Source organism: Tenacibaculum aquaeponti (genome assembly GCF_057221555.1).
The window spans coordinates 3,439,349-3,465,388 of sequence record NZ_CM170147.1; the positions used below are offsets into that span (position 1 = coordinate 3,439,349).

Consider the following 26,040-nt stretch of genomic DNA (forward strand, 5'->3'; position numbering starts at 1 on the left):
AAACAATATACATTATGAAAAAAGTATTTTTAACAGCTATGATTTTTAGTTTTGGAATGTTATTCTCTCAACAAGATATAGTTAAAACAGATTTTATTAAAATTGTTGAAGAAGGAAAAATAAAAGTTTTAGAAAACGATAAATGAACTTACAGAAATGTAAAAGTAATTACGTTAAAAGAAGCGCCTGTTAGGTTCGATAAAAAAGATCGCTACAAATTAAATCAAGATCGAATAGATACTCCAATAGAAGTAACTAAAATAATTATGACAGATTTTGATAAAGATGAGTATTTCGACCATGCTTATATGGTAAATTATGAATTAGATAAGGAAACTTCATTACTCGCAAAGAAAAAGGCAAATCCAGATATGATATTAATGGATACGACTACGCTAAATAATTTAGATAATTTAACTGGAGAAGTAAGGTTAAATGAAAATCGAGATTTTAAAATTACAGCAATAGACGATAATAACGAGGAGTTTGAGTTTATACTTACAACAACAGATTAAAATATTCAATTACTTTAATACCTAGAGCGTTCTAACTCTTTTGTAATAAACTCGATATAAAGCATAGAGTTTTTATTAAAAATAAAAGTAAAAATAATTTTTACTAAGGATAAAGAAGAGGGATTCAAATTCAATTTATTTACCAATAAAGATTTTCAATAGATTTTGGTTTCCCCAATAATCAGAGTAATACCATTACTCTACTACAAGCTCTGTACATAACAGTGCAGGGCTTTTTTAAAAAACTACGAATAGCAATCCATATAGTGATTGCGCAAAAAACATTAAGATAATGAATTATTTAACAAGAAATAAAGAAGAAAATTTATTAGTAGCTAAACAGTTAAACCAGTTATTAGCAGACTATCATATATACTACCAAAAATTAAGAAATTTTCACTGGAATATTGTAGGAGAAAACTTTTTTAAGTTGCATGAAAAATTTGAGGAAATGTATATCGACGCAAGAGGAAAAATAGATGAAATAGCCGAACGGATTTTAACTCTGCAATTTCATCCAGTCAGCAGATACAGTAGATATTTAAAAATATCATCAATTTCAGAAAATTCGCCATTTCAAACAGATAGAGATATGGTAATGATTTTACTAGAAGATCATAAGAAGTTATTATATCAAATGAATATAGTAATTAAGAAAGCTGAAAAAGTACACGATGAAGGAACAATAGATTTAATCGGAGGATACGTTAAAGATTTAGAGAAAACAAGCTGGATGTTAAATGCTTGGACTAAAAGTAAAGTATCTCAATTAAAGGCCGATATTGTATTAGCCTAAAATTTATAATCAACATAATAACATAAAATATATACATGAAATTATTTCACATTAAAAGAAAAACAAAATTAGAAAACAGATTTTCTCCTAAAATGGGAAGATTAATGACGAAAGTAACATACATCAAAAAATATTTTTTATTTCTACCAATAGCTACGTTACACAAATACAGAGAAACGTATTATGGAGAGGTTAAAATGTGCGATGACTGTCATTTATATATTTAAAAAGAAGAACCTTATGTTTAGAGCATAAGGTTTTTTTTTATTGTGTGAAATTATTCAGGTTCTCTTCCCAAGAATAGGGTTTAAATTTTATTGAATAATCAGAAATATCTTTATTCAACTGTGTTTTATAAATCTTTTTAATTCCCTTAAAATTTCCAAAATCTTTTAAAAACCATTTGAAAAGCATTGTTGTATGAACTTCTTTTTTAGCATGAATATATTCTGTTTCATACTCTAAAAAAGATTGTGTAGCCAAATCGAGTTGGTTATTTATATTTTCAGTATTATAAAAAGCGATAGGAGGACAACTTTTTGCTCCGCAATTTAAAGCAAAATGAATACGATAATCTATTGAATTTACAGCAAGTTGTTTAATTAATTTTGGAGCAAATAAATTAGCTATAAAACCCAATGAATATTTGTAACGATACTTTCTTAAAATCCCGTGTTCTATATCATCTAAACTGAAATAATGTTCAGCTATTTTAATTATTTTTTCAGTATATATTTTAGGTTTAGATATATTAAACTCTTTCCTTAAAATTAAAAAGTAGGCGTTATAAATATTAATCCAAAACGCTTTTTTTTCCTCATCATTTTTTAAGCTATTTATTAATTCATTGAAAGGAGTGAATGAAAGTTCTAACTTTAGCTTCGTCGTATCTTTGTTTTGTTTAACAGTTAGTAAAAGTTGCTCAGAAATATGGTTTAAAGAATAATACTCCATTAGTCTAATTCATAATTAATTATAATATTAGACTGATTCTTCCTAAATGCTTACAAAGTCATTTCAATTATTCACCTATGTTACCAAGTTCAACACCTTCAGAATAAGCAACCTGAATTTTATTATCACTAAAAGCTTTTTTCACGGCCTCATGAGTGTCGAAAGTCACTTGCCAAAAATCTTCAGGATGAACATACGGACGAATCGTTAATTCTATACTGTGAGAATCAAAAGTTTCGATTCCAATTTCAGTTTCTGGTTCCGTTAATATATTATTTACATTAACTAAAGTCGATTTTATAATCTCTTTTACTCTTGGAAAACTTTCAGCATAAGGCATAGTTACGTTAATTTCTAAACGAACCATTCCTTTTTTAGAGTAGTTAGTTACAACTCCATCAGTAATTTTAGCATTAGGAATTATTAATGTTTTATGACCTGGAGAAACTATAGTAGTACTAAAAATCCCAATCTCTTCAACTTTTCCAAACTTTTCTTCAACTTGAATCCAGTCTCCAGACTTATAAGGTTTTAATGTTAAAATTAATATACCAGAAGCAAAATTCCCTAAACTTCCTTGCAAAGCCATACCAATAGCGAAACCAATAGCAGCAAGTAAAGCAACTAAGCTAGATAGGTTTACACCTAAAATAGAAGCAACAATAAGCAATAAAGCTCCTTTCAAAATAAAACTAAGCATAGAAACAAGAAATGGACGAATGGTATCATCGAAACCTGCCTTTTCTAATACTTTAGTTAAGAAATTTACCAATCGGTTTGCTAGTTTCATTCCAATCCATAAAATAAGTCCACCTAAAAGTAATTTAGGGAAATATAGTATGGCTTTTTCTTGAATAAGTTTTAAAACCTCATTGAAATCAATAGTTTCCATATATTGATTTTATTTAAAAGTTAAAGAAATATTTATACAACAGTTAAATTTAATTAATTGAAATGAGATGTCAAGAAAATGATAAGGCTATAAAATATAATTGAACGAAATAGCAGCAAAAAACTCTTTGCCATAATCGCCAATAGTATACATTTTATCAGTTCCGTTAACAATTCTTCTTGCGTTATACCAATCAGATTTATTTTCGTTGAAATAATCTTTTAAAGATTTTCCTGTAAAAACCCCATTAATCATTCCATGGAATAGAATTTTTGTAGCAATTTCTTGATCTAAAGCTAAATCTGGATTGTTAACTAAATCAATTTCTAGGATATCTGAATATTTCTGATAATTTTTTCTCCAAGTTAATTGTACATAACCTCTACCATAATATGTTTGTCCATTTTCTGAATCTGGAATCCCATATTTTCTACCTCTACCTTTTCCATACTCTCGCAAAGGTTTTATCGTTTTATCAGTTTCATGATACGTGGTAGCAAGAACATAAGCGAGCCACCTTACATCTTTTAAATTTTCGTCTTCCCAATAATCTAAAATCTGATTGTAACCATTTACCTGACTTTGTTTTAATCGACCAAAATGTAGTCTTTGTTTTACATAATCAAAGAAGAATTTTCTATTTATCATAACATTATTGTTTAGTTAGCAATTAATAAACCTAAAAGAAGTCCCATTCCAATACCGCCACCAATTAATCCGAAGTTTTTCCAAAATTGTCTGCGTTGAGCGCTTTCTATTTGTTTCATGCTTAACTCCAAAGAAGTATTGGCATTATCTAAGGATTTTTGAGTTAAACTTAAGGTACGATCTGTTTCATCTAATGAAAGTTTTAATTCATTTATTGTTTTTTGAAACAAATCAGATTGCGTTTTAGATTTTAGTTCTAATTGATTGAATAAGTTATTATTTTCTTCTACAATACGTTCATATTTTAAAACAATATTTTCAATGTCTTTACCGAAATCATTTTTAAATAATTCTTTTCGCAATTCTTCATAATAATGAAATCGAATTTGATTTACTAAATGAAGTGAATCGATCTGGTTTATAATAACGGTTCCTTTATTAACAGTGATTGGAAGTTTACGAGAACGAGCATATTCTTTACCAATAGTAATGGTGTCTTTTACTTTATTTTGAGCATAAACACTACTAAAAGTTGATAGTATTAGGGAAATGATGAAGGTTAATTTGATGATTTTTTTCATTATTCAAATTCATTATTTTTTTGACGTAAGTATTCTAATCGGGCAGTAATTTCTTTTTGTTTCTTCTTTATACTTTGGCGATCTGCCCAATCTTTAGGAGCTTTGGCTCTTTTAGTTAAAACAATAGAATCAATTTCTAATTGTAAGGCTTCATTTTTGAATTCATATTTTTTTATAGCAGTTTTTAAACCTTGTATTTCTTTTTGTGCTTTATTATTTAGTTGTTGGGCATTTTCTACTTCACCTTGAGCCTTTTGTAAAGATTCTTTAGCACTTTTTAAATGGCTATCTAAAGTAAAAACTTTTATCAGGTTAAAAACCCCAATAATACAAAGTACTATGAGTAAGACAATGTTTGTTTTTTTCATGTAAAATAGGAGCTTTGGTCGTTTAAATTTAGGGTTAAATTACTCAAAAATCTTGAGGATTTAAGTAATAATATTAAATATTTAAGTATGTTTTTTACGATATAGTAGTAAGCTTAAAATGATAAGAAATGGAATGAAAACACAAATAACTACAGAAGCTTGAGTATAATTTAAACCTATAATTTCGAACCAGTTTAAAAAGTTTACAGATTGTTTAAAGAGATTATCAGAAAATAATTTAAAATCTTTTATAAAAAATAATGTGACGATAACAAAAGCAATAAAGCCTAGAACTACAGTGTAATTTTTTATTATTCTACTAAGTAAATAAAGAAACAAAGAAGGAATAATAATGTAGTACACAATAATGTTGATTTCATTGTAACTGAAGCCCGTAACTTTAGCCATCCATTTTAAGAGTTCGTATACCCATTGAAAGATTTCATTCATTGTTAGTTTTTAATAATTGATTTGTTCTGAAGTTAAATATATCAATAAATTGTCCTATAACTTTGTTATATTGATCTGAGCAAGTATGACAGAACTTAATGATCATTACTTCTTTATTTTGAAAAGTTTTTTTAGCTATAGGAGATTCATTGCAACCAGAATATCCGCCATAATATTCAATTAGAATGGGGTTGTTTTCTAAATAAAAAGAGAGTGAAAGTTGATCGATTCTTTCTTCTAATTCATGTATTTGGTTTACAGTTAATTTTAATTTTTTTTGAAATTGATAAATTCGACTTAATAATGCTATAGAACTCAATTTCCCTTCATATTCACTTGGAAAATATTTAAAATTCGTAATAGTTTTAAATTCTTTAGGTGTATAGTTAATTATTTTATTGAATAACTCATATTCTGATTTAAAATTTTGAGAATATAAATATGAAAAGCTAAGTATAAATTTAAAAAAGGGAAGGAGAAAAAACTTCATAGTTTTACATAATAACAATAGGAACAAAAAATATAAAATAAATTCAAAACTTATAAATAACAGCTTGTTTTTGAGAATTATTTAACTAAAAAAATCCTGAGTAATGTTTACTCAGGATTAAATTTTATAAGTTTCTAAAGGTTAGTTGTGTTGTGGTATTATAATGTATTTTGAATTTTATAATTTTCAACATAAGCTTTTAGAGAATAACCCACTCCAAAACCTAATAATAAACCTGTTATACTACCAAGTAAAATACCTACTGAAAGATTTCCAGTTAAAGTTCCGAAATTAACTCCTAAAGAAGTTCCTAAGCCTGTTGCGAAGATTAAACTAAAAATAAAATACGTCTTACTCATTTATTGTTTTTATAATTTTGATTACACATATAAGAAGAATAATAAGTCTTTTTGTTACAGTGTTTTACGAAATATTTTGTTTTTAGTTATTCTCTAGATTTAAATTTTATCAGATTTTATAAGGCTTACAAATCTATTTTTAGAGATGTAATTTTTAGGGATAATTTTTTCAAATTTTCAGTTTTTGTATCAGAAATATTCAATAGTTTTTATTTGTCGTCAATTACAGCAGGAAGTATATATTCTTGTATTATTTTATCTGCATTAGAATGTGCATTAGGAATATCATATGCAGAAGATGTAATAACTATTACAAAAGGAATATCTTTAAAAATGAAAATTTTATTCCCACCTCTACCACTACAATATGAAACTTCATAACTTTTTTTGTTTATAGTGTATGTTTTATTCCAAAAAAGAAAACCATAATATTCGTGTTCTAATCCAATATTAGTGAGAGAAACTTTTTTTGATAAGGTTTTCTCTATCCATTTTTCATTAAGAATTTGTTTACCTTTCCAAACTCCTTTGTTCTTATATAATTGTCCGTATTTAGCAAAGTCGATAGCTCTTAATTGAATTCCACCAGCTGTGTTTCCCACTTTTTGAGGTGTATATTGCCATTTGTAATTAGTAATTCCAAGAGGTTTAAATAATTTTTTGTGAGTATAAGAAATTAAACCTTCAGGAACTGATTTATGAATTATATCACCCAAAACAACTACTCCAGCAGTAAAGTAAGTGAAATCAACACCTAATTTTTTATCTTTTTCCATGGGTAAGTTCAATGTGAAATTAACCCAGTTTTTAGTTGGATACATTTTTTCTTCATTTCCTGGGCTATTATAATTTGTGTCGTCGCCAAGAAAACCTGAACTCATAGTTAACAAGGATTCTAAAGTGACACTGTCTTTCTTCTGAGTATAGTTTTTAAATGATTTTAAATCGTAAAAATCTTTTAAAAGGGCTTTTTCATTATTAATATAATTTTCTTGAATTGCTATTCCTAATAGTGTAGAAGCAAAAGATTTTCCTACAGATCTAGCATCGTGTAAACTGTTTCTATTTGCACCATTAAAATATTCTTCAATTAAAAGTTCATTGTTTTTTATGACAACAATTCCATTAATTTGATTAAATCTTTTCTCAGCAATTTTTCTATTTAAAGCTTCAATCTTACCCTTATTATAGTTGGCTTTTGAAATTTTCCAATCATTAATTGTTTTTATTTTTTGAACAGGGACTAAATTTTCGTCAATTTTAATTCTAGCGACTTCAATTTTAATAGTTCCTTTAGATAAAACAGGTCCTGTTTTTAATTTTTGATCCTTCAAATAAGGTCTTACTTCTACAGTCAGCGAATGTTTCCCTTCTGTTAAAATATCTTCACCACCACTTAATTTCATAAACTTTAACCACATAAACCAACTCCAAAAATCAATTTGCTCAGGGTAAATTAATGGGAGTATATAGGTAAGTTGATTGGTTTTAGTATCTAAAGTACCGGAACCTTTATTTAAGTTTTCGACATGTACTTTTTTATCATTTACTAAAAAAGTAAATTGAAAATTTCCATTGTCTAATAATTGTTCATCAGTTAAATGAGGAGCTAATTTTTGAAGACTTTTTATAAGTGGTTCTTTTAACGTAAAGTGAATATTTAAAAATTGATCTTTATGTAATGTGAAATCATCTGTATAATTATCTGACGTGATTTTATTAGTTTTGAAATCAGCCTTAGAAAAAAACAAGGTGTTTTCAGGTGTTTCTAATTGATTTTTTTTCTGAGAAGAACTTATAGTATTGCAAGCAATAAAGAGATAAACAATACACAGTAAGTTAAAATTTAATTTCATGTTTATTAGTGTTTTATTGCTAACAAACATAGGTTTAACAAAAAAGTCAAACGCTCCAATTTATAAAATGGGACTCATTTAATACTATTTAGAGTTGTTTTCTATGGACTTTTTATATTGCAAAGGAGTAATCCCTTTTATATTTTTAAATACTCTATTAAAAGTCGTTTTTGAATTAAAACCACATTCAAAAGACAATCCCAATAAAGTAATATGATCATAATTACCACTCTCTAATTTTTTTATAATTGCATTAACACGATATTCATTAATAAAGTCTGAAAAATTTTTATCTAATCCGTCATTAATTACTTTTGATAACATGTTAGGATGCATATTAAGATTATCTGCAAGAGATTTTAAGGTTAATTCAGAATTTAAGTAAAAACGATTCTTTTTCATTTCCTCTTTTAACCAAGATGCTTTTTCAAGAATTTCTTCAGTCGGATCTTCTTTTTTGTGGAGAACCTCTTTTCTGTTTGCTTCTAGGAAAACAATTTCAGATCTTAAAAAAGCTTCAGTGCTAATCCAAATTGTAATTATAGAAAGGGCTATATAAATAGGATAATAATCACTAATACCTAACTGAAAATTAAACACTAAATAATCTATAAAAGTATATGGAAACCATAATATCCAAATTATAGCGAATATGACGATTAATCGATATAACCATTTTAAATTATATGCATCGTTGTCACTATAATTCTCGTTAAGCCAGTTGTGATAAATTCTGATTTCTTTTAAAGCAAAAATACTGTACGAAACAACGGAAATAATAGCAAGAAATTGAATAATTGGAATTATTTGATGAAAAATAGCTGTCTCAATACTCGTTTTTTGATCTGTAAAAGCCTCTATACTAATTAGAAAATGGACACTAAGTTCTATAACTACTGGTAAAAAATGAAGGAGTTCTTTTTTAGAGAAATGAAAACTAAAATTAGTGATTCTTTTTACATAGAAATATACTAATGGACCAAGAGCTAAAGAGTAGTGTAGCGGAATTAAATAAAAATAAGTGAAATAACGAGTGAACTGAAAATCTAAACTTATAACCCAAATATTCCACAAAACGATAATAAAAACAATTAAGCCAAGAAGTAAGTTAGCTTTTTTATTGATACGTTTCGTAAAAATTAGTAAAGTTCCAAATGTCGTACCTATAAAAATCGACGCTACTATAAGAAGATTAAAAATGTTTAAATTTAGTTCACACATTAATTTTAGGTTTGGAATGTATTTTAGTTCAACAATATAATTTCTTTACAGAAAAAGAGCAGTAAAAACTTAACATTTCTACTGCTCTTAATTTTATATATAAATATCTGGTTTTGCGTCATTCTGAATTTATTTCAGAATCTCATAAAGCTATTTAAGAAATAGTTTATAAATGAAAACCTGAAACAAGTTCAGGTTGACGTATATATTATTACATATTTCTTCTGTATTGTCCACCAACTTCAAATAATGCTGATGTAATCTGACCTAATGAACAAACTTTAGCAGCTTCCATTAAACATTCAAAAATGTTTTCGTTTTGAATGGCAGCTTGTTGTACAATTTTTAATTGATCTTGTACCTTTTGCTTATTTGCTTTATTTAAGTTTTCTTTAGTGTTGATTTGGAATAATTTTTCCTCTTCTGTTGCACGAATAACTTCTTGTGGAGTAACCGTTGGAGATCCTTTAGAACTCAAGAACGTATTTACACCAATAATCGGGAATTCTCCTGTGTGTTTTAAAGTTTCGTAATACAAGCTTTCCTCTTGAATTTTAGAGCGTTGATACATTGTTTCCATTGCTCCTAAAACTCCACCACGTTCTGTAATTCTATCAAATTCAGTTAATACCGCTTCCTCAACTAAATCAGTTAATTCTTCAATAATAAATGAACCTTGAATTGGATTCTCGTTTTTAGCTAATCCTAATTCTTTATTAATAATCAACTGAATTGCCATTGCTCTACGAACACTTTCTTCTGTTGGTGTTGTAATAGCTTCATCATAAGCATTTGTATGTAGCGAATTACAGTTGTCGTAAATTGCATATAATGCTTGTAACGTAGTTCTAATATCATTAAAATCAATTTCCTGTGCATGTAAAGAACGTCCAGAAGTTTGAATGTGATATTTCAACATTTGTGCACGTGCATTTGCTCCGTACTTATATTTTAAAGCTTTTGCCCAAATCTTACGAGCTACACGTCCTATTACAGCATATTCTGGATCGATACCATTTGAGAAGAAGAACGATAAGTTTGGACCAAACTTATTAATATCCATTCCTCTAGATAAATAATACTCTACATAGGTAAATCCATTAGCTAAAGTTAAAGCTAATTGAGTAATTGGATTTGCACCAGCTTCAGCAATATGATATCCAGAAATAGAAACAGAGTAGAAGTTGCGTACATTTTTCTCAATAAAGTATTCTTGAACATCTCCCATTAAACGTAAAGCAAATTCTGTAGAGAAAATACACGTATTTTGTGCTTGATCTTCTTTTAAAATATCTGCTTGAACTGTACCTCTAACCTGAGATAATGTATTGGCTTTAATTTCTGCATATACGTCTGCGGGTAAAACCTGATCTCCAGTAACACCTAAAAGTAATAAACCTAAACCATTATTTCCTTCTGGTAAATCACCGTTATATTTTGGTCTAGCAATACCTTTATCGTCGTATAACTCTTTTAATTTTGCTTCTACTTTCGATTCTAAACCGTGTTCCTTAATGTATTTCTCACAGTTTTGATCAATTGCAGCATTCATAAAGAACCCTAATAACATTGGAGCCGGACCATTAATAGTCATTGATACAGAAGTCATAGCATGACTTAAGTCGAATCCAGAGTATAATTTCTTAGCGTCATCTAAACAACAAATAGATACTCCAGCATTTCCAATTTTACCATAAATATCAGGTCTATGTCCAGGATCATTTCCATATAAAGTAACTGAGTCAAAAGCAGTAGATAAACGCTTTGCTGGCATTCCCAAACTAACGTAATGGAATCGTCTGTTCGTACGTTCTGGTCCACCTTCTCCAGCAAACATTCTGGTTGGATCTTCTCCAGTTCTCTTGAAAGGATATAATCCTGATGTATATGGGAATTCTCCAGGAACATTTTCTTGTAAATTCCAGCGTAATAAATCTCCCCAAGCTTGATATTTAGGTAAAGCTACCTTTGGAATTTGACTGTGTGACAGCGATTCGCTGTGTGTTTCAATTTTAATTTCCTTATCACGTACTTTAAACGTATAAATAGGATCTTTATATTTTTTAACCTTAGTTGCCCAGTTTAAAATGACTTCCCAGTTATATGGGTCTAAATTCATTTTTACGCGATCAAATTCAGCGATTAATAATTTTAGAAAATCACTGTTTTCGTCTGTTTTTTGAATTGAAGTTTCATCAATTCCTGATTTATCTAAAGCGACAGTTCCTTCAGAAACACTTTCAATGGTTTTGAAGATTCCATATAACTTTTGAGCAACCTTTTCTTGGTCATCTACTTTTTTATCGTAAGCTCTGTTATTTTCTGCAATTTCAGACAAGTAACGTGTTCTGGCTGGTGGAATTACAAATATCTTTTCAGACATTTCTTTAGTAATTTCAAAAGTAGATTTTAAATCAGCTCCTGTTTTTTCAACAACTTTATCCATAATCGCTTTGTATAGCGAGTTCATTCCTGGATCGTTGAATTGAGAAGCAATAGTTCCATACACAGGCATATCATCCATGTGTACATCCCAAAGATTATTATTACGCATGTATTGTTTTTTAACATCGCGTAATGCATCTAATGCACCTCTTTTATCAAATTTGTTAATAGCAACTAAATCAGCAAAATCAAGCATGTCAATTTTTTCTAACTGAGTTGCAGCTCCAAATTCAGGAGTCATAACATATAAAGAAGCATCAGAATGTTCTATAATTTCAGTATCAGATTGTCCGATACCAGAAGTTTCTAAAATAATTAAATCAAACTCAGCAGCTTTTAAAACTTCAACGGCTTCATTTACATATTTAGATAAAGCTAAATTAGATTGACGTGTTGCTAAAGAACGCATATATACACGTTCATTATTAATAGCATTCATACGAATTCTATCTCCTAATAAAGCTCCACCTGTTTTTCTTTTAGACGGATCAACAGAAATTAAACCGATAGTTTTTTCTGGGAAATCAATTAAAAAACGACGAACTAATTCATCTACTAAACTCGATTTACCAGCACCACCAGTTCCTGTGATACCTAATACTGGAGTTTTAGAAGTCTCATTTTTCTTATGAATAATATCCATAGTTTCTTTTGAAACTTCAGGGAAGTTTTCTGCAGAGGAAATTACACGAGCTATACTTCCGATTTCCTTTTCAGCTAAATGATTAACTTCTCCGTTTAATTTATCACCAATGGCAAAATCAGATTGTTGTACAAGATCATTAATCATACCTTGTAATCCCATTTCACGACCATCGTCAGGAGAATAAATACGAGTAATTCCGTAATCCATTAATTCCTTAATTTCTTCAGGAAGGATTACTCCACCACCACCACCAAAAATTTTGATATGACTTGCTCCTTTTTCTTTAAGCAAGTCGTACATGTATTTGAAATATTCGTTATGACCACCTTGATAAGAAGTCATAGCAATTGCATTAGCATCTTCTTGAATAGCACAGTTTACTACCTCTTCAACACTTCTATCATGACCTAAATGAATTACCTCTACACCAGTAGACTGGATAATTCTACGCATTATGTTTATTGCAGCATCATGACCATCAAATAATGAAGCAGCAGTTACAATTCTTACTTTATGCTTGGGTTTATAAGGAGCTATTTGTTCCATTCGTAAATTTAGTTGTTATTTTGAGTTGCAATTTACGAAAATCTCAAAAAAATTAAGCAATGTTTAAGAAAAGCTTAGGGCTTATAAGTCAATATTTTTGGGTTTATTCCATTTACATAATTGGTAATCATGTGAATGTCTTTTGCAAACTGTGAACCTTGAAATCCTGTAATGTCTTGATGTGTAATGTTTTGGTTGTAAAATTCTAAGTAAATTGATGATAATGGAGCATAAGACCAGTGCCATTTTTCTTCGTTATATCCAGTTCTTCCGTTATCTTTTGATGTATAAACTAAATAGAAACCAAAACTGTTTGCGTGTTTCATTAACCATTCGTATTCTTTTTTACCTTTTCCTTGTAAAAAATATTCATCTTCTAAATCATTAATATCAACATCAGTTCCCCAGTGATGTCTTGAAGTTCCTGGCATAGAACTGTATTCTAAAATTTTTAAAGCGCGTTTGTCTTCTGGGTATTTTTTGTATTTGTCTGTCCATTTATAATCCCAAATTCTTTTTTGGTGTGGAAAATTTCGAGTTGCTGAAACTGCTTTTAATTTAATACCTTCTTTTTTTGCGGCATTTACCATATTAAGAAATTGTTCTAACACTTCTTTTCTTAAATACATTTCGCTAGAAGACAAATTCTTCGGTATTTTACCAAAGTCAGGGTGCGTTTTATAATCAAATTTACCTAATACATATTCTTTTGTTAAATACTTTGGGTATTTTGGAGTAGTGTCTTTTTTAACGATAGCTGCTTTAGCTATTTCGATAACTTCTTCTTTTTTAATTTTCTTTTCAGTTTTACAGTTAAAGAAAATGCTTAAAAATAGTATTGATGAAAATTTTATAGATGTTTTATAAATGCCCAAAATTTCCTGTTTTTTAAATAATTGATGTCTGTTTCAAATGAGTAAGCTTCTCGCTCAAAGCTTAAATTTCGATAAGCAAGATAACTATTTTTATATTTTAAAAATTTAAAAAACCATTCAATTCCATAGAAAATATAAAAAGGAATAATAAGCATTTCTATTTGTTGTCGCAGATGAATTTTCTCATGATTAATCGTGATTTTATCATTTTTAATTGAAGAGTTTTTAAGAAAAATAAACGGATATAAAGTAATACCAGTAAAACCTTTAGGAACGATATATTTAGAGATTATAATCAAAGTAATTTATCATTATTTACAACTGGCTTACATTTTTTATGTAAAGAAATTATCATTGAAATGTTAGTTGTTAGGTTATTAAAAATATAAAAATGTTAACAGAATTATCATTGAGTTAATTATTATGCATGCATAGCAAGTTAGCGCTTTAAAAATTAGTTTCGCAACAGATTAACAAATTAACCCCGAAAAATGAAACAAATTAATTTTTTTGTGCTTGTTGCACTATTTATTACGACTCCTTTTTTTACACTTTTAGCTCAAAACTCAGCAATAGTAACTAAAATTGATCGTTTTAGTTCAGATAATATTGAGAGTTTTTTCAATGCGAGTTTAGTTCCTTTTTATCATGGAGTAGCATCAGGAGACCCGTTAAAGGACGCTGTCATTATCTGGACTAGAGTTACGACAAATCAACCTGATGTTAACGTTACATGGAAAGTTGCTACTAATCCAACAATGTCTGATGTAATTCAACAAGGAGAAGTTACTACAGATGAACGAAAAGATTATACGGTAAAAGTTGATGTCACAAATTTAAATCCAAATACAACTTACTATTTTCAATTCGAAGCTTTAAATAAAAAATCAGAAATAGGAAAAACTAGAACTTCACCAACAGGAAATGTAGACAATGTTAGGTTTGGAGTAGTGTCATGTTCAAATTATCAGAATGGATATTTTAATACTTACGAAGAATTAGCAGAGAGAACAGATATTGATGCTGTTATTCACTTAGGAGATTATATTTATGAATATGAAACTGGAGGATATGGATATAGTGATGAAGTTGGAAGAGGACATTTACCCAAAAATGAAATTGTTTCTTTGAGTGATTATCGTGTCCGTTACTCGTATTACAGATTAGATCCGATGTTACGCAGGATACATCAGCAACATCCTTTTATTTTAATTTGGGATGATCACGAGTTTTCCAATGATGCAAATAAGTTTGGAGCAGAAAATCATGATCCTTCTACAGAAGGAAGTTGGGAAGTAAGAAAAAACAACGCTTATAAGGCTTATTTTGAATGGATGCCTGTAAGAGCAAATTCGATTCAAGAATACAGGTTGTATAGAGATTTTTCTTACGGAAATTTAGCTGATTTATTAATGTTAGACACTAGAATTGAAGGAAGAGGAGAAACAGTTACTTCACAACGTATTACGTTAAAATCTAAAAAAGAATTAAAATATAAAGTAAAACAAATTATAGCAGAAGATCCTTTAAATTCAGTAAATGATTTTAAAAAAGCTATTCATAAAATTGCTCCATATTTTATTCAAGAAGAGAAATTAACGAAGGAAGAATTAGATTTTGTGATTGAAAAGTTTGCAACTATTGCTTATAACTACAAGAATTATGGAAATAGAAATTTAGCTTCAAGAAAAAATCAAGAAAAATTAGAAAGTCTTTTAATTAAAGCAACATCAATTATTTCTCAAGAGAAACTAGCACAAAGAGCAACATATGTATCGATTTTAGGAGCAACGCAATTTAGTTGGTTATTAAGTAAATTATCTGCTTCCTCAGCGACTTGGAAAATTATAGGTAATCAAGTAATGATGATGAGTTACAACGGAGTTCCAACAAATGATGCTTGGGATGGTTTTAAGAAAGATAGAGAACGTTTATACAAGCATATTAATGATAATAATATAAAAAATGTAGTTGTGTTAACAGGAGATATTCATAGTACTTTTGCGGGTAATTTAAGATATAACAGAGAGTGTATAGGTTCTGAATTTGTAGTACCAAGTGTAACTTCTCAAAATTTAGATGCCTATGGAGGAATTGCAACTGGTTTAGCTGAATTTTATACAAAATTACTTAACAGACATATTAAAGAAGTTGATTTAGATGCACATGGATATTTTATTTTAGATGTAAAAGAAAATAAAGTACAAGCAGATTGGTTTTATATTAATGATATAACTCGTCCAAATTCAGGAGAGTTTTTTCATAAAGGATATTACGTGAATAAAAACGATTGTGGAATTCAGTCGACCAATACTCCTGCGAAAAGTAGTTCTAGGGTTGTTTACGGAGTAAAACCTATTGAAATAGGGACAAATGTATCTAATGAAGAAAACGAAAATTTAGTAATTTTAGGAGTTTATCCAAATCCTATGAGTCAATCTGGTAATATTCATTATTTACTTCAAAATAAAACTCAAGTTTCAATTTCTGTGTATAATACAAATGGACAAAAAGTAAAGAGTTTATTAAAAACAAAACGTCAAGGAAAAGGAATTTATAATATCAATTTTGATGTAAATTCTTTGTCTAGTGGAAACTACTTTTTAAAAATAGATACTCAAAAACAGCAGATTATAAAACAGATAATTATTCGTTAAATAAAGAAGGAATTATATAAAAAGAAGCGTGTTTAAATTCATTTTAAACATGCTTTTGTATTTCTTGTAGTAAGGATTGAAGTATCGGATTTCTATTTTTTTTATTCCAAACAATAGATAAGGTTGTACGTTGTGATATTTCTGTTAATTCAATAAATTTTACATTAGAATCATAACCTTGTTGCAATGATTTTGGAACTATAGATAATCCAAATCCATTTTCAACTAACTTATAAATGGAAGCTGCATGAATTGTATTGTGTGATACGATAGGAGCAAAACCACTTTCATCAAATATTTGTAAAACTTTTTCATAATAAGATGGACTGTAAGATGGATCAAACAGAATGAAAGATTCATCTTTTAGCTGTGATAAATTTTTATAGTTCAAATTATTTATAATATGTTCTTTTGGTAATACAAGACAAAAAGGTTCTTTTAAAATAGGTTTAATAGCAATATCTCTAGGCACACGATCTAAGCGCACAAATCCAATGTCAATTTCTTGAGAAAGTAGGTGTTCAATTTGCTTTTGGTTATCCATTTCTTTAAAACCAAATTTAACATCTAAAAGAACTTCTTTAAATTGAATTAAAATATCTGGAATAATTCGTTGCATAGCAGAACCTACATAACCAAATTTTAATTCACCTAATTTACCATCTTGCAACAGTTTTGCATATTTTATGCTATTACTAATACTTGTTAAATGTTGAGTGAATTCTCTTTTTAAATAGTTTCCAGCAGAAGTTAAAATAACTTTTCTGTTATTTCTAATAAATAATTGAATTCCTAAATCATCCTCCATTTGTTTGATTTGTCTGCTTAAACCAGGTTGAGAAATAAATAGTCGTTCAGCAGCTTTTCTAAAGTGCAGATCTTCAGCAACAGCTAAAAAATATTTAATATGTCGAATTTCTATTTGATAACTCATAGTTATTAATTGTTGATTTAAATGATGTTGTTTGTTATCAAAAGTAAAAATAACTTTGTAAATAGAAAATGATTATAATGTTTAAATACGGTATAGATAATTTAACAGTAGATGCAGTTATTTCAATTGCCAAGGGTGAATTGAAAGCAGAGATTAATAATGAGGCCAAGGCTAAAGTGCAATCATGTAGAACTAAGGTAGAAAAAATGGCAAATTCAGATGTTGCTGTTTATGGAATTAACACAGGTTTTGGACCTCTATGCGATGTGCAAATCACACCCGAAGAAACAAGTAAGTTACAAGAAAATTTACTAATTACTCATGCTGTTGGAGTGGGAGAACCAATAGAAAGTTTTTTGTCTAAAATCATGATGATTTGTAAAGTTCATGCTTTATGTCAAGGGTTTTCTGGTGTACGATTAGAATTGATTGAAAGAATTATTTACTTTATTGAAAATGATTTACTACCTGTTGTGCCAAAGCAAGGCTCTGTTGGTGCTTCAGGAGATTTAGCGCCGCTTTCTCATTTGTTTTTACCTTTATTAGGAGAAGGAGAGTTCTGGATTAATAATGAGATTAAATCGTCAAAAGAAGTTTTAAAAGCTCATAATTTAACTCCATTACAATTACAAGCCAAAGAAGGTTTAGGACTAATAAATGGAACCCAATTTATTTTAGCACACGCTATTTTAGGTTTAAAGAAAATGGAATATGTGTTAGATTTGGCAGATTTAGCAGGAGCAATGAGTTTAGAAGGTTTTCAGGGAAGTGCTTCACCTTTTAAAGAAGCGTTGCATAGTATTCGACCTTTTAAAGGGAATTTAAAAGTAGCAAATCGAATGCGAATGTTTTTAAAAAATTCACAAAATGTAGAAAATCATTTAGAATGTGATAGAGTTCAAGACCCATATTCTATACGTTGTATCCCTCAAGTACACGGAGCTTCTAGAAATGCATATCAGCACTTAAAAGAATTAGCAGAGATAGAAATGAATTCAGTAACTGATAATCCAATTGTTTTAAGTGAAACAGAAGCTATTTCTGGAGGAAACTTCCACGGACAACCATTAGCTATGGCCTTAGATTATGCATCAATTGCAGCTTCTGAATTAGGAAATATTTCTGACCGTCGTAGTTATTTATTATTGGAAGGAAAATATGGATTACCAAGATTATTAACAGAAGCGGGAGGTTTAAATTCTGGATTTATGATTCCGCAATATACAACAGCTGCTTTAGTCACCGAAAATAAGTCATTGTGTTTTCCTCCGTCGGCAGATAGTGTTCCAACTTCTTTAGGTCAAGAAGACCATGTGTCTATGGGCAGTATTTCAGGAAGAAAATTCAACCAGATTTTAGGAAACATAGATAAAATTTTAGCTATTGAATTAATGTATGCCGCACAAGCTATGGAGTTTAGAAGGCCGAATACATTTTCGGAAATAGTTGAAGAAAACTTTAAGTTAATTAGAGAGAAAGTAGCCAAATTAGAAGAAGATCGTGTATTGAAAGATGATATTAATGCATTGGTATATATGGTTAAAACGCAACAATTTATAGTGAATTAAAAAAATAGGAAGATGACATTTAAAGAGCAAATAAAACAAGGTATTCCTTCAGTTTTACCTTCAAAAAAAGAATACGATTTAACTATAAATCACGCACCAAAACGTAAAGAAATTTTATCTGAAGAAGAGCAAAAATTAGCTTTACAAAATGCGTTACGTTATTTTAAAAAAGAACATCATACAGAGTTACTTCCTGAATTTAAGGAAGAATTAGAAAAGTATGGTCGAATATACATGTATCGTTTTCGTCCTGATTATAAAATGTATGCTCGTCCTATCGAGGAATATCCAGGAAAATCTACTCAAGCGAAATCTATTATGCTGATGATTCAGAATAATTTGGATTATGCTGTCGCACAACATCCTCACGAATTAATTACTTACGGTGGAAACGGTGGCGTTTTTCAAAACTGGGCCCAGTATTTGTTAACGATGCAGTATTTATCTGAAATGAATGATGAGCAAACATTAGTAATGTACTCTGGTCATCCAATGGGATTATTTCCATCGAATAAAAATGCACCAAGAGTTGTGGTTACTAATGGAATGATGATACCGAATTATTCAAAACCAGATGATTGGGAGAAGTTTAATGCTTTAGGAGTTACTCAATACGGACAAATGACTGCTGGAAGTTACATGTATATTGGTCCACAAGGTATTGTACATGGAACAACAATTACAGTACTTAATGGATTTAGAAAATTAGGAAAGACACCTAAAGGAAATTTATTTGTAACTGCAGGTTTAGGGGGAATGAGTGGTGCACAGCCTAAAGCAGGTAACATTGCAGGTTGTATCACGGTTTGCGCAGAAGTAAACGAAAAAGCTGTACATACTCGTCACTCTCAAGGTTGGGTAGATGAAGTAATTTCAGATTTAGATGAGCTTGTTGTGAGGATTCAAAGAGCGAAAGAAAATGAAGAAGTGGTTTCTGTTGCTTACTTAGGAAATGTTGTTGAGGTTTGGGAAAAGTTTGATGAAGCTAATATTCATATAGATTTAGGTTCAGATCAAACATCATTGCATAATCCTTGGGCTGGAGGATATTATCCAGCTGGATTATCTTTCGAAGAAGCAAACCAAATGATGGCAAATCAGCCTGAAGAATTCAAAGAGAAAGTACAAGAATCTTTAAGAAGACATGCAGCAGCTGTAAATAAACATACAGCCAAAGGAACGTATTTCTTTGATTATGGAAATGCATTTTTATTAGAATCGAGTAGAGCGGGAGCAGATGTAATGAATCCTAATCCAACAATTGGAAGAGAGTTTAAATACCCGAGTTATGTACAAGATATTATGGGACCGATGTGTTTTGATTATGGTTTTGGACCTTTCCGTTGGGTTTGTACTTCAGGAAAACCGGAAGATTTAAAGAAAACAGATGAAATCGCTTGTAAAGTGTTACAAGAAATTATGGAAGATTCTCCTGTAGAAATTCAACAACAAATGGCGGATAATATTCAGTGGATTAAAGGAGCACAAGAAAATAAATTAGTAGTAGGTTCTCAAGCAAGAATTCTATACGCAGATGCTGAAGGAAGAATTAAAATAGCTAAAGCTTTTAATAAGGCAATTAAGAAAGGGAAAATAGGACCAGTTGTTTTAGGAAGAGATCATCATGATGTATCCGGAACAGATTCTCCATATCGAGAAACTTCTAATATATATGATGGATCAAGGTTTACGGCAGATATGGCAATTCATAATGTAATTGGAGATAGTTTTAGAGGAGCAACTTGGGTTTCAATTCACAATGGTGGAGGAGTCGGCTGGGGAGAAGTTATTAATGGTGGATTTGGCATGCTTCTTGATGGAAGTAAAGGAGCATCAAAACGTTTGAAGTCAATGCTTTTTTGGGATGTAAATAACGGAATAGCTAGACGTAGTTGGGCAAGAAATAAAGAAGCTATCTTTGCAATTGAACGCGCTATGAAAGTAGAAGAAAATTTAAAAGTAACATTGCCTAATATTGTTGATGATGCATTATTTGATAATATTTAAACGTTTACTATTATGAAGTTAACTAAACTCTTTTTACCGCTACTTTTTTTAATTTTTACTTCATGCAATTCTATACGAGTTGTTTCAGATTATGATACAAAAGCAAATTTCGATGATAAGAAAACTTTTGCTTTTTACAAACCAGGTATAGATAAAGCTGAGGTTTCAGATCTTGATAAGAAAAGAATAATGCGAGCTATAGAAGCAGAGCTATTAGCTAAAGGAATGCAAAAGTCATCTAACCCAGATGTTTTGATAAGTTTATTTACGAAATCTCGTGAACGAGTTAATATTAATGATAATTTTAATTATGGATTTGGTTATGGTTGGGGTTGGAACCCATGGATGTGGGGAGGAGCTGGTCGATTAAATGTAAACCAATATACTGAAGGAACTTTATTTATTGATGTTATAGATGCTAAGGAGAAAGAGTTAATTTGGCAAGGAATAGGTTCTGGAGCATTAGCACTAAGAAATGCAGAAAAGAGAGAAGAACGAATTAAAAAATTTGTAAAAGATATTCTTGCTAAGTATCCTCCAGGAAGTAAAAAAAATAATTGATAAAATAATACAGAAGGGTTAAGCGTCAAATTAAGAATTTTCTTAATTTGACGTTTTTTTTGTAACAAAACTTCTTTTTAATCTACTTATTATAAAATTTATCACAATGAAACTAACCATAAAAAATTTAACTAAAACTTACAAAAACGGTGTAAAAGCTATTGATAACCTAAATTTAGAAATAGGAAAAGGAATGTTTGGATTATTAGGGCCAAACGGAGCAGGAAAATCTTCTTTAATGAGAACTATTGCCACATTACAAAGTCCAGATAGCGGTTCAATTACTTTTGATGGAGTTAATATTTTAGAAGATAAAATTTCACTTCGAAAAGTATTAGGATATTTACCGCAATCATTTGGTGTTTACCCAAAAATGTCTGCAGAAGAACTGTTAGATTATTTTGCTAGTTTGAAGGGGATTGCATCGAAATCGGATCGCGAAAAGTTAGTAAGAGAAGTTTTAGAGATTACAAATTTATATGAGGTTAGAAAAAAATATGTAGCAGGATATTCAGGAGGAATGAAACAACGGTTTGGTATTGCTCAATTATTATTAAATAACCCTAAATTAATTATTGTTGATGAACCAACTGCAGGTTTAGATCCAGCAGAAAGACGTCGTTTTTTAAATGTGTTAAGAGAAGTAGGAACAAATAGTACTGTAATTTTTTCTACACATATTGTTGAGGATGTTAAAGAGTTGTGTAATGATATGGCCATCTTAAATGGTGGAAAAATTTTAAAACATTTAACTCCAGAAAAAGCTACTAGTGAGATTGAAGGTTTTATTTGGACCAAAAAAATAGATCGTGATGATTTAGAACAGAGTGAAAAAGAGTTTAATGTATTGTCATCTACTTTTAATCAAGATAATACTTTAAATATTCGTGTTTATGCAGAAGAAAAACCTTCAAACGATTTTGAAGCTGTAGCGGCTCAATTAGATGATGTGTATTTTATCGCATTAAAGGCAGATGAACCTCAAGTTACTTTAGCTTAACTAATACTATTAAATTATGTTTTCTACAATATTTAAACACGAAGTAAGGTATTGGTTTAAGAAACCTGCCTTTTATATATATTTAGCAATACTTTTTTTAATATCTATATTTTTTTCAGCAGCTAGTGCTGGAATTTTCGATAGTATAACAGTAAGTACAGGAAGTCATAAAATAGTAAATTCACCTAAAGGAGTTAATGATTTGTTTAATGGAATGAGTCAGTTAATCTTCTTTTTATTGCCTTCTATAATTGGTGTTACTATTTTTAGAGATTATAAGAGTGAGATGCACTCTATTTTATATTCCTATCCTTTTACTAAAACTAATTATCTATTTGCAAAGTTTTTAAGTGGTTTAACCATTGTAACCCTGGTTGTTTTTGCTATTGGTTTTGGATTAATTATTGGATTTCGATTGCCTGGAACAAATCCTGAAATAGTTGGCAGTTTTAGTTTTATAGCTTATTTACATTCCTATTTTGTTTATGTTATTCCTAATTTAATATTATTCGGAGCTATTGTTTTTGCAATAGTAACTTTTAGTAGAAATATTGCTGCTGGTTTTATTAGTGTGTTAGCAGTAATGCTTATTCAAGGATTAATGGTATCTATGGTTTCAGAACAGGATAATAGATTATTAACTGGTTTGATAGATCCTTATGGGTTTGGCGCATTAGATTATTACACACGTTATTGGACTATCGCAGAACAGAATGAGGCTCAATTACCAATTGGAAGTGTAATTATTTATAATAGACTTATCTGGTTAGGTGTTTCAGCTTTAATTTTCGGATTTGTATTTAAAAAGTTTTCTTTTAGTCAAAGTCCGGTTACATTTAATTGGTTTAAAAAGGAAAAAGAGATACGTGCAATTAAAAAGAATTTTGGAGGAATTACGAGAATAAATTTACCAAAAGTTACTCACGATTTTTCTTTCAAGCATAGTTTAAAAAATGTTTGGAAACTTTCTACGATAGATTTTAAATATGTAGTGAAATCATTGCCTTTTATTGCAATAGCTTTAGTTGGTGTTATTATAGCTATTTTAGGTTTATCACAAACAGGATTGGTGTTTGGAACTAAAACTTTACCTGTAACATGGAAAATGTTACGAGTTAGTATGAATGGTTTTAATCTTTCTATGATTATAATTACTTTCTTATATGCAGGTTTACTTGTACATAGAGGAAGAATGGTTAATGCAAACCATTTGGTAGATGTTACACCAACTCCAAACTGGGTTTTATGGTTATCTAAATTAACTGCTTTATTAAAAGTTCAATTAGTAATTTTAACATTAGTAATGTTATCTGGTGTAATATATCAAACTTATAAAGGATATTATAATTATGAGTTTGGGCACTATTTTTATGAACTATATGTTTTGAAATTTTGGCATTTCGCAATTTGGGCAGTTTTAGCATTGTTTGTGCAAACAATGTTAAGAAATCCATATGTTGGATTGGTAGTTTTATTAGTTTTAAGTATTGGTATACCTCTTTTAGGAAGTATAGGTGTAGAGCAATCGATATTTAAATTCAATCAAGGAGCTGGATTTAATTATTCAGATATGAATGGTTACGGATCTTCATTGGGAGGATATTTTACTTACAAAATTTATTGGAGTTTATTTTGTTTAGTTTTATTGATATTAACTAGTTTGTTTTGGGTACGTGGAATTCCACATTCTATAAAAGAACGTCTGTCTATTTTTATGCAACGTTTTAATTTCAAGAAAGGATTAATATTAACAGTTGCTTTGATTGCTTTTGCAAGTTTAGGGGGAAGAATTTATTATGAAAATAATATAAAAAACAAACGATTTTCTAGTAAAGAAAATGAAGAACTTCGAGTAAAATGGGAAAAAAATTATAAGAAGTATCAAGGTAAAGCACAGCCAAGAATTGTAGCAGTTAATGTAAATATGGATTTATATCCAAGTACTTACGATTTTAATTCTTCTGGTACTTATAAAATGATAAATAAAACGGAGGAAGTAATTGATAGTCTCTTTTTAAATCATAATAATTATCCAAGTACTTTTAAATTTAATAAAGAAGCAGATTTAATATTAGAGGACACTATTCAGAACTTTGATATTTATAAGCTAAAGAGTCCTTTGCAACCTGGAGATAGTTTAGAATTAAATTTCACTGTAAAAAATAAACCAAACACATTTTGGAGAAAAAACTCTCCTGTACGAGAAAACGGAACTTTTATGAATAGTGGTATTTTTCCTTCATTTGGTTATTCTGACGGAAGTGAATTGAAAGATGATCAGGTTAGGAAAAAGTATGGTTTGCCTAAAAATGATTTGAAACCTCATCCTTCTGATAGTACAGCCTTAGGAGATACTTATATTTCAAAAGATAGTGATTGGATAGATTTTGAAGCTACTGTATCTACAAGTGAAGATCAAATAGCAATAGCTCCAGGATATTTACAGAAAGAATGGAAGAAAGATGGTCGAAGGTATTTTAATTACAAAATGGATAGTAAAATTTTAAATTTCTATGCATTTAACTCAGCACGATACGAAGTTAAAAAAGATAAATGGAAGGATGTAAACCTTGAAATTTATTATCATAAAGGACATGAGTTTAATTTAGATCGAATGATGGAAGGTATTAAGGCTTCTTTAGATTATAATTCAAAAAACTTTAGTCCGTATCAACACAAACAAGTTCGAATTATAGAATTTCCTAAAACAGCAGGAAGTTTTGCACAATCATTTCCAAATACAATCCCTTATTCAGAATCTATTGGATTTATTGCAGCTGTAGACAAAGAAGATCAAGGAGTAGATTATCCTTTTGCTGTTACAGTTCATGAATTAGCACATCAATGGTGGGCACATCAAGTAATTGGAGCAGATGTTTTAGGAGCTACAATGCTTTCAGAAAGTTTATCAGAGTATGTGTCATTAAAAGTATTAGAGCATAAAGCAGGTAAAACAGAAATGCGTAAATTTTTAAAGAAAGCTTTAGATGGTTATTTAACGCAAAGAACCTTCGAACGAAAAAGGGAAAAACCTTTAATGTATAATGACGGACAAGGTTATATTCGTTACCAAAAGGGATCTTTAGTCTTTTATGCATTAAGTGACTATATTGGAGAAGAGAATTTAAATAAAGCTTTAAAATCTTATGTGGAAAAGGTGAAGTTTCAAGAAGCTCCATATACAACCTCAATAGAAATGGTTGATTATATAAGAGAGAAAACACCAGATAGCTTAAAATATGTAATTAAAGACATGTTTGAAACAATTACATTATATAGAAATAAAATAGTGAAAGCTTCTTCAAAAGAACTAGAAAATGGGAAATATCAAGTAGATATTACATTTAATGTGAGTAAGTATAGAAATGATGATTTAGGTAAACGTTATTATGGAGAAAAAATAGGTGATACTATTTCTTACAAATCCGAAAAAATGAAAAAACCAGTACTTTCTGTTCCTTTAGCAGATTATATTGATGTAGGTGTTTTCACAGAGGAAGAAGTTGACGGAAAAAAGAAAAAAGTTGAATTGTACTTAAAGAAACATAAGATTACTCAAATAAACAATACGGTTTCTATTATTGTAGATAAAAAACCGATTGAAGTTGGAGTAGATCCATACAATAAGTTAATAGATACTCAATCTGGTGATAATAGAAGAAAATTATAAA

General features: G+C 29.4%; 23 protein-coding genes. 10 read left to right on the forward strand and 13 right to left on the reverse strand.

Features of this window, described 5'->3' with window-relative positions:
• Positions 1–14: 14 nt before the first annotated feature.
• The 4 genes from AC2TEO_RS15745 (at position 15) to AC2TEO_RS15760 (ending at position 1,538) form a co-directional block, all read left to right on the forward strand.
• Positions 15–146, forward strand: a complete 132-nt coding sequence (locus AC2TEO_RS15745; protein ID WP_442265732.1) for a hypothetical protein — start codon at positions 15–17, stop codon at positions 144–146.
• Between the two features lie 120 nt (positions 147–266).
• Complete coding sequence (locus tag AC2TEO_RS15750; protein WP_442265733.1) at positions 267–515, forward strand: hypothetical protein; 249 nt, start codon at positions 267–269, stop codon at positions 513–515.
• A 292-nt stretch (positions 516–807) separates the two neighbouring features.
• Positions 808–1,311: a Dps family protein gene (locus AC2TEO_RS15755; RefSeq protein ID WP_442265734.1), complete on the forward strand. Its 504-nt coding sequence runs from the start codon at positions 808–810 to the stop codon at positions 1,309–1,311.
• Positions 1,312–1,346: 35 nt separating this feature from the next.
• Complete coding sequence (locus AC2TEO_RS15760; RefSeq protein ID WP_442265735.1) at positions 1,347–1,538, forward strand: hypothetical protein; 192 nt, start codon at positions 1,347–1,349, stop codon at positions 1,536–1,538.
• A 37-nt stretch (positions 1,539–1,575) separates the two neighbouring features.
• Here the strand turns inward: AC2TEO_RS15760 and AC2TEO_RS15765 are convergent, their stop codons facing one another.
• The 12 genes from AC2TEO_RS15765 to AC2TEO_RS15820 form a co-directional block, all read right to left on the reverse strand.
• Positions 1,576–2,265 carry a DUF547 domain-containing protein gene (locus tag AC2TEO_RS15765; protein ID WP_442265736.1) on the reverse strand — a complete coding sequence of 230 codons (690 nt, stop codon included), beginning with the start codon at positions 2,263–2,265 and terminating at the stop codon, positions 1,576–1,578.
• 67 nt (positions 2,266–2,332) lie between these two features.
• On the reverse strand, positions 2,333–3,157 hold the full coding sequence (locus AC2TEO_RS15770) for a mechanosensitive ion channel family protein (RefSeq protein ID WP_442265737.1): 825 nt from the start codon (positions 3,155–3,157) through the stop codon (positions 2,333–2,335).
• 87 nt (positions 3,158–3,244) lie between these two features.
• A complete protein-coding gene (locus AC2TEO_RS15775) occupies positions 3,245–3,805 on the reverse strand; it encodes a glycoside hydrolase family 19 protein (protein WP_442265738.1) in 561 nt (186 codons plus the stop codon).
• Between the two features lie 11 nt (positions 3,806–3,816).
• Positions 3,817–4,386, reverse strand: a complete 570-nt coding sequence (locus AC2TEO_RS15780) for a hypothetical protein (RefSeq protein WP_442265739.1) — start codon at positions 4,384–4,386, stop codon at positions 3,817–3,819.
• On the reverse strand, positions 4,386–4,754 hold the full coding sequence (locus AC2TEO_RS15785) for a hypothetical protein (RefSeq protein WP_442265740.1): 369 nt from the start codon (positions 4,752–4,754) through the stop codon (positions 4,386–4,388). Before AC2TEO_RS15785 ends, AC2TEO_RS15780 begins: the two co-directional genes overlap by 1 nt.
• An 81-nt stretch (positions 4,755–4,835) precedes the next feature.
• Positions 4,836–5,204, reverse strand: coding sequence for a hypothetical protein (locus tag AC2TEO_RS15790; RefSeq protein ID WP_442265741.1), 369 nt, complete (start codon positions 5,202–5,204; stop codon positions 4,836–4,838).
• Positions 5,197–5,694, reverse strand: coding sequence for a hypothetical protein (locus AC2TEO_RS15795; RefSeq protein WP_442265742.1), 498 nt, complete (start codon positions 5,692–5,694; stop codon positions 5,197–5,199). The genes AC2TEO_RS15790 and AC2TEO_RS15795 overlap by 8 nt, the downstream gene beginning before the upstream one ends.
• 158 nt (positions 5,695–5,852) lie before the next feature.
• Positions 5,853–6,053, reverse strand: a complete 201-nt coding sequence (locus AC2TEO_RS15800; protein ID WP_095073506.1) for a hypothetical protein — start codon at positions 6,051–6,053, stop codon at positions 5,853–5,855.
• Between the two features lie 209 nt (positions 6,054–6,262).
• On the reverse strand, positions 6,263–7,909 hold the full coding sequence (locus tag AC2TEO_RS15805; protein WP_442265743.1) for a serine hydrolase domain-containing protein: 1,647 nt from the start codon (positions 7,907–7,909) through the stop codon (positions 6,263–6,265).
• 84 nt (positions 7,910–7,993) lie between these two features.
• Entirely contained in the window at positions 7,994–9,130 is a 1,137-nt protein-coding gene (locus AC2TEO_RS15810; protein WP_442265744.1) for a helix-turn-helix domain-containing protein, read from the reverse strand.
• Positions 9,131–9,341: 211 nt separating this feature from the next.
• Entirely contained in the window at positions 9,342–12,767 is a 3,426-nt protein-coding gene (locus tag AC2TEO_RS15815) for a methylmalonyl-CoA mutase family protein (protein WP_442265745.1), read from the reverse strand.
• A 74-nt stretch (positions 12,768–12,841) separates the two neighbouring features.
• Positions 12,842–13,642, reverse strand: a complete 801-nt coding sequence (locus AC2TEO_RS15820; protein WP_442265746.1) for a M15 family metallopeptidase — start codon at positions 13,640–13,642, stop codon at positions 12,842–12,844.
• A gap of 491 nt (positions 13,643–14,133) precedes the next feature.
• On the opposite strand from AC2TEO_RS15820, the gene AC2TEO_RS15825 reads away from it, so the two are divergent.
• On the forward strand, positions 14,134–16,299 hold the full coding sequence (locus tag AC2TEO_RS15825) for a T9SS type A sorting domain-containing protein (RefSeq protein ID WP_442265747.1): 2,166 nt from the start codon (positions 14,134–14,136) through the stop codon (positions 16,297–16,299).
• Positions 16,300–16,342: 43 nt separating this feature from the next.
• Here AC2TEO_RS15825 and AC2TEO_RS15830 read toward each other — a convergent pair whose 3' ends face one another.
• A complete protein-coding gene (locus tag AC2TEO_RS15830; protein ID WP_442265748.1) occupies positions 16,343–17,233 on the reverse strand; it encodes a LysR family transcriptional regulator in 891 nt (296 codons plus the stop codon).
• A gap of 77 nt (positions 17,234–17,310) precedes the next feature.
• On the opposite strand from AC2TEO_RS15830, the gene hutH reads away from it, so the two are divergent.
• The 5 genes from hutH to AC2TEO_RS15855 all read left to right on the forward strand — a co-directional run bounded on the left by hutH (position 17,311) and on the right by AC2TEO_RS15855 (position 26,039).
• The gene (gene hutH, locus AC2TEO_RS15835) at positions 17,311–18,801 is read left to right on the forward strand and encodes a histidine ammonia-lyase (protein ID WP_442265749.1); all 1,491 of its coding nucleotides are present in this window, start codon (positions 17,311–17,313) and stop codon (positions 18,799–18,801) included.
• 12 nt (positions 18,802–18,813) lie between these two features.
• Positions 18,814–20,808: a urocanate hydratase gene (hutU, locus tag AC2TEO_RS15840; RefSeq protein ID WP_442265750.1), complete on the forward strand. Its 1,995-nt coding sequence runs from the start codon at positions 18,814–18,816 to the stop codon at positions 20,806–20,808.
• 12 nt (positions 20,809–20,820) lie between these two features.
• Complete coding sequence (locus AC2TEO_RS15845; RefSeq protein WP_442265751.1) at positions 20,821–21,369, forward strand: DUF4136 domain-containing protein; 549 nt, start codon at positions 20,821–20,823, stop codon at positions 21,367–21,369.
• A gap of 106 nt (positions 21,370–21,475) precedes the next feature.
• Entirely contained in the window at positions 21,476–22,369 is an 894-nt protein-coding gene (locus AC2TEO_RS15850) for an ABC transporter ATP-binding protein (RefSeq protein WP_442265752.1), read from the forward strand.
• Between the two features lie 16 nt (positions 22,370–22,385).
• On the forward strand, positions 22,386–26,039 hold the full coding sequence (locus tag AC2TEO_RS15855) for an ABC transporter permease/M1 family aminopeptidase (protein WP_442265753.1): 3,654 nt from the start codon (positions 22,386–22,388) through the stop codon (positions 26,037–26,039).
• The last annotated feature ends 1 nt before the right edge of the window (position 26,040 follow it).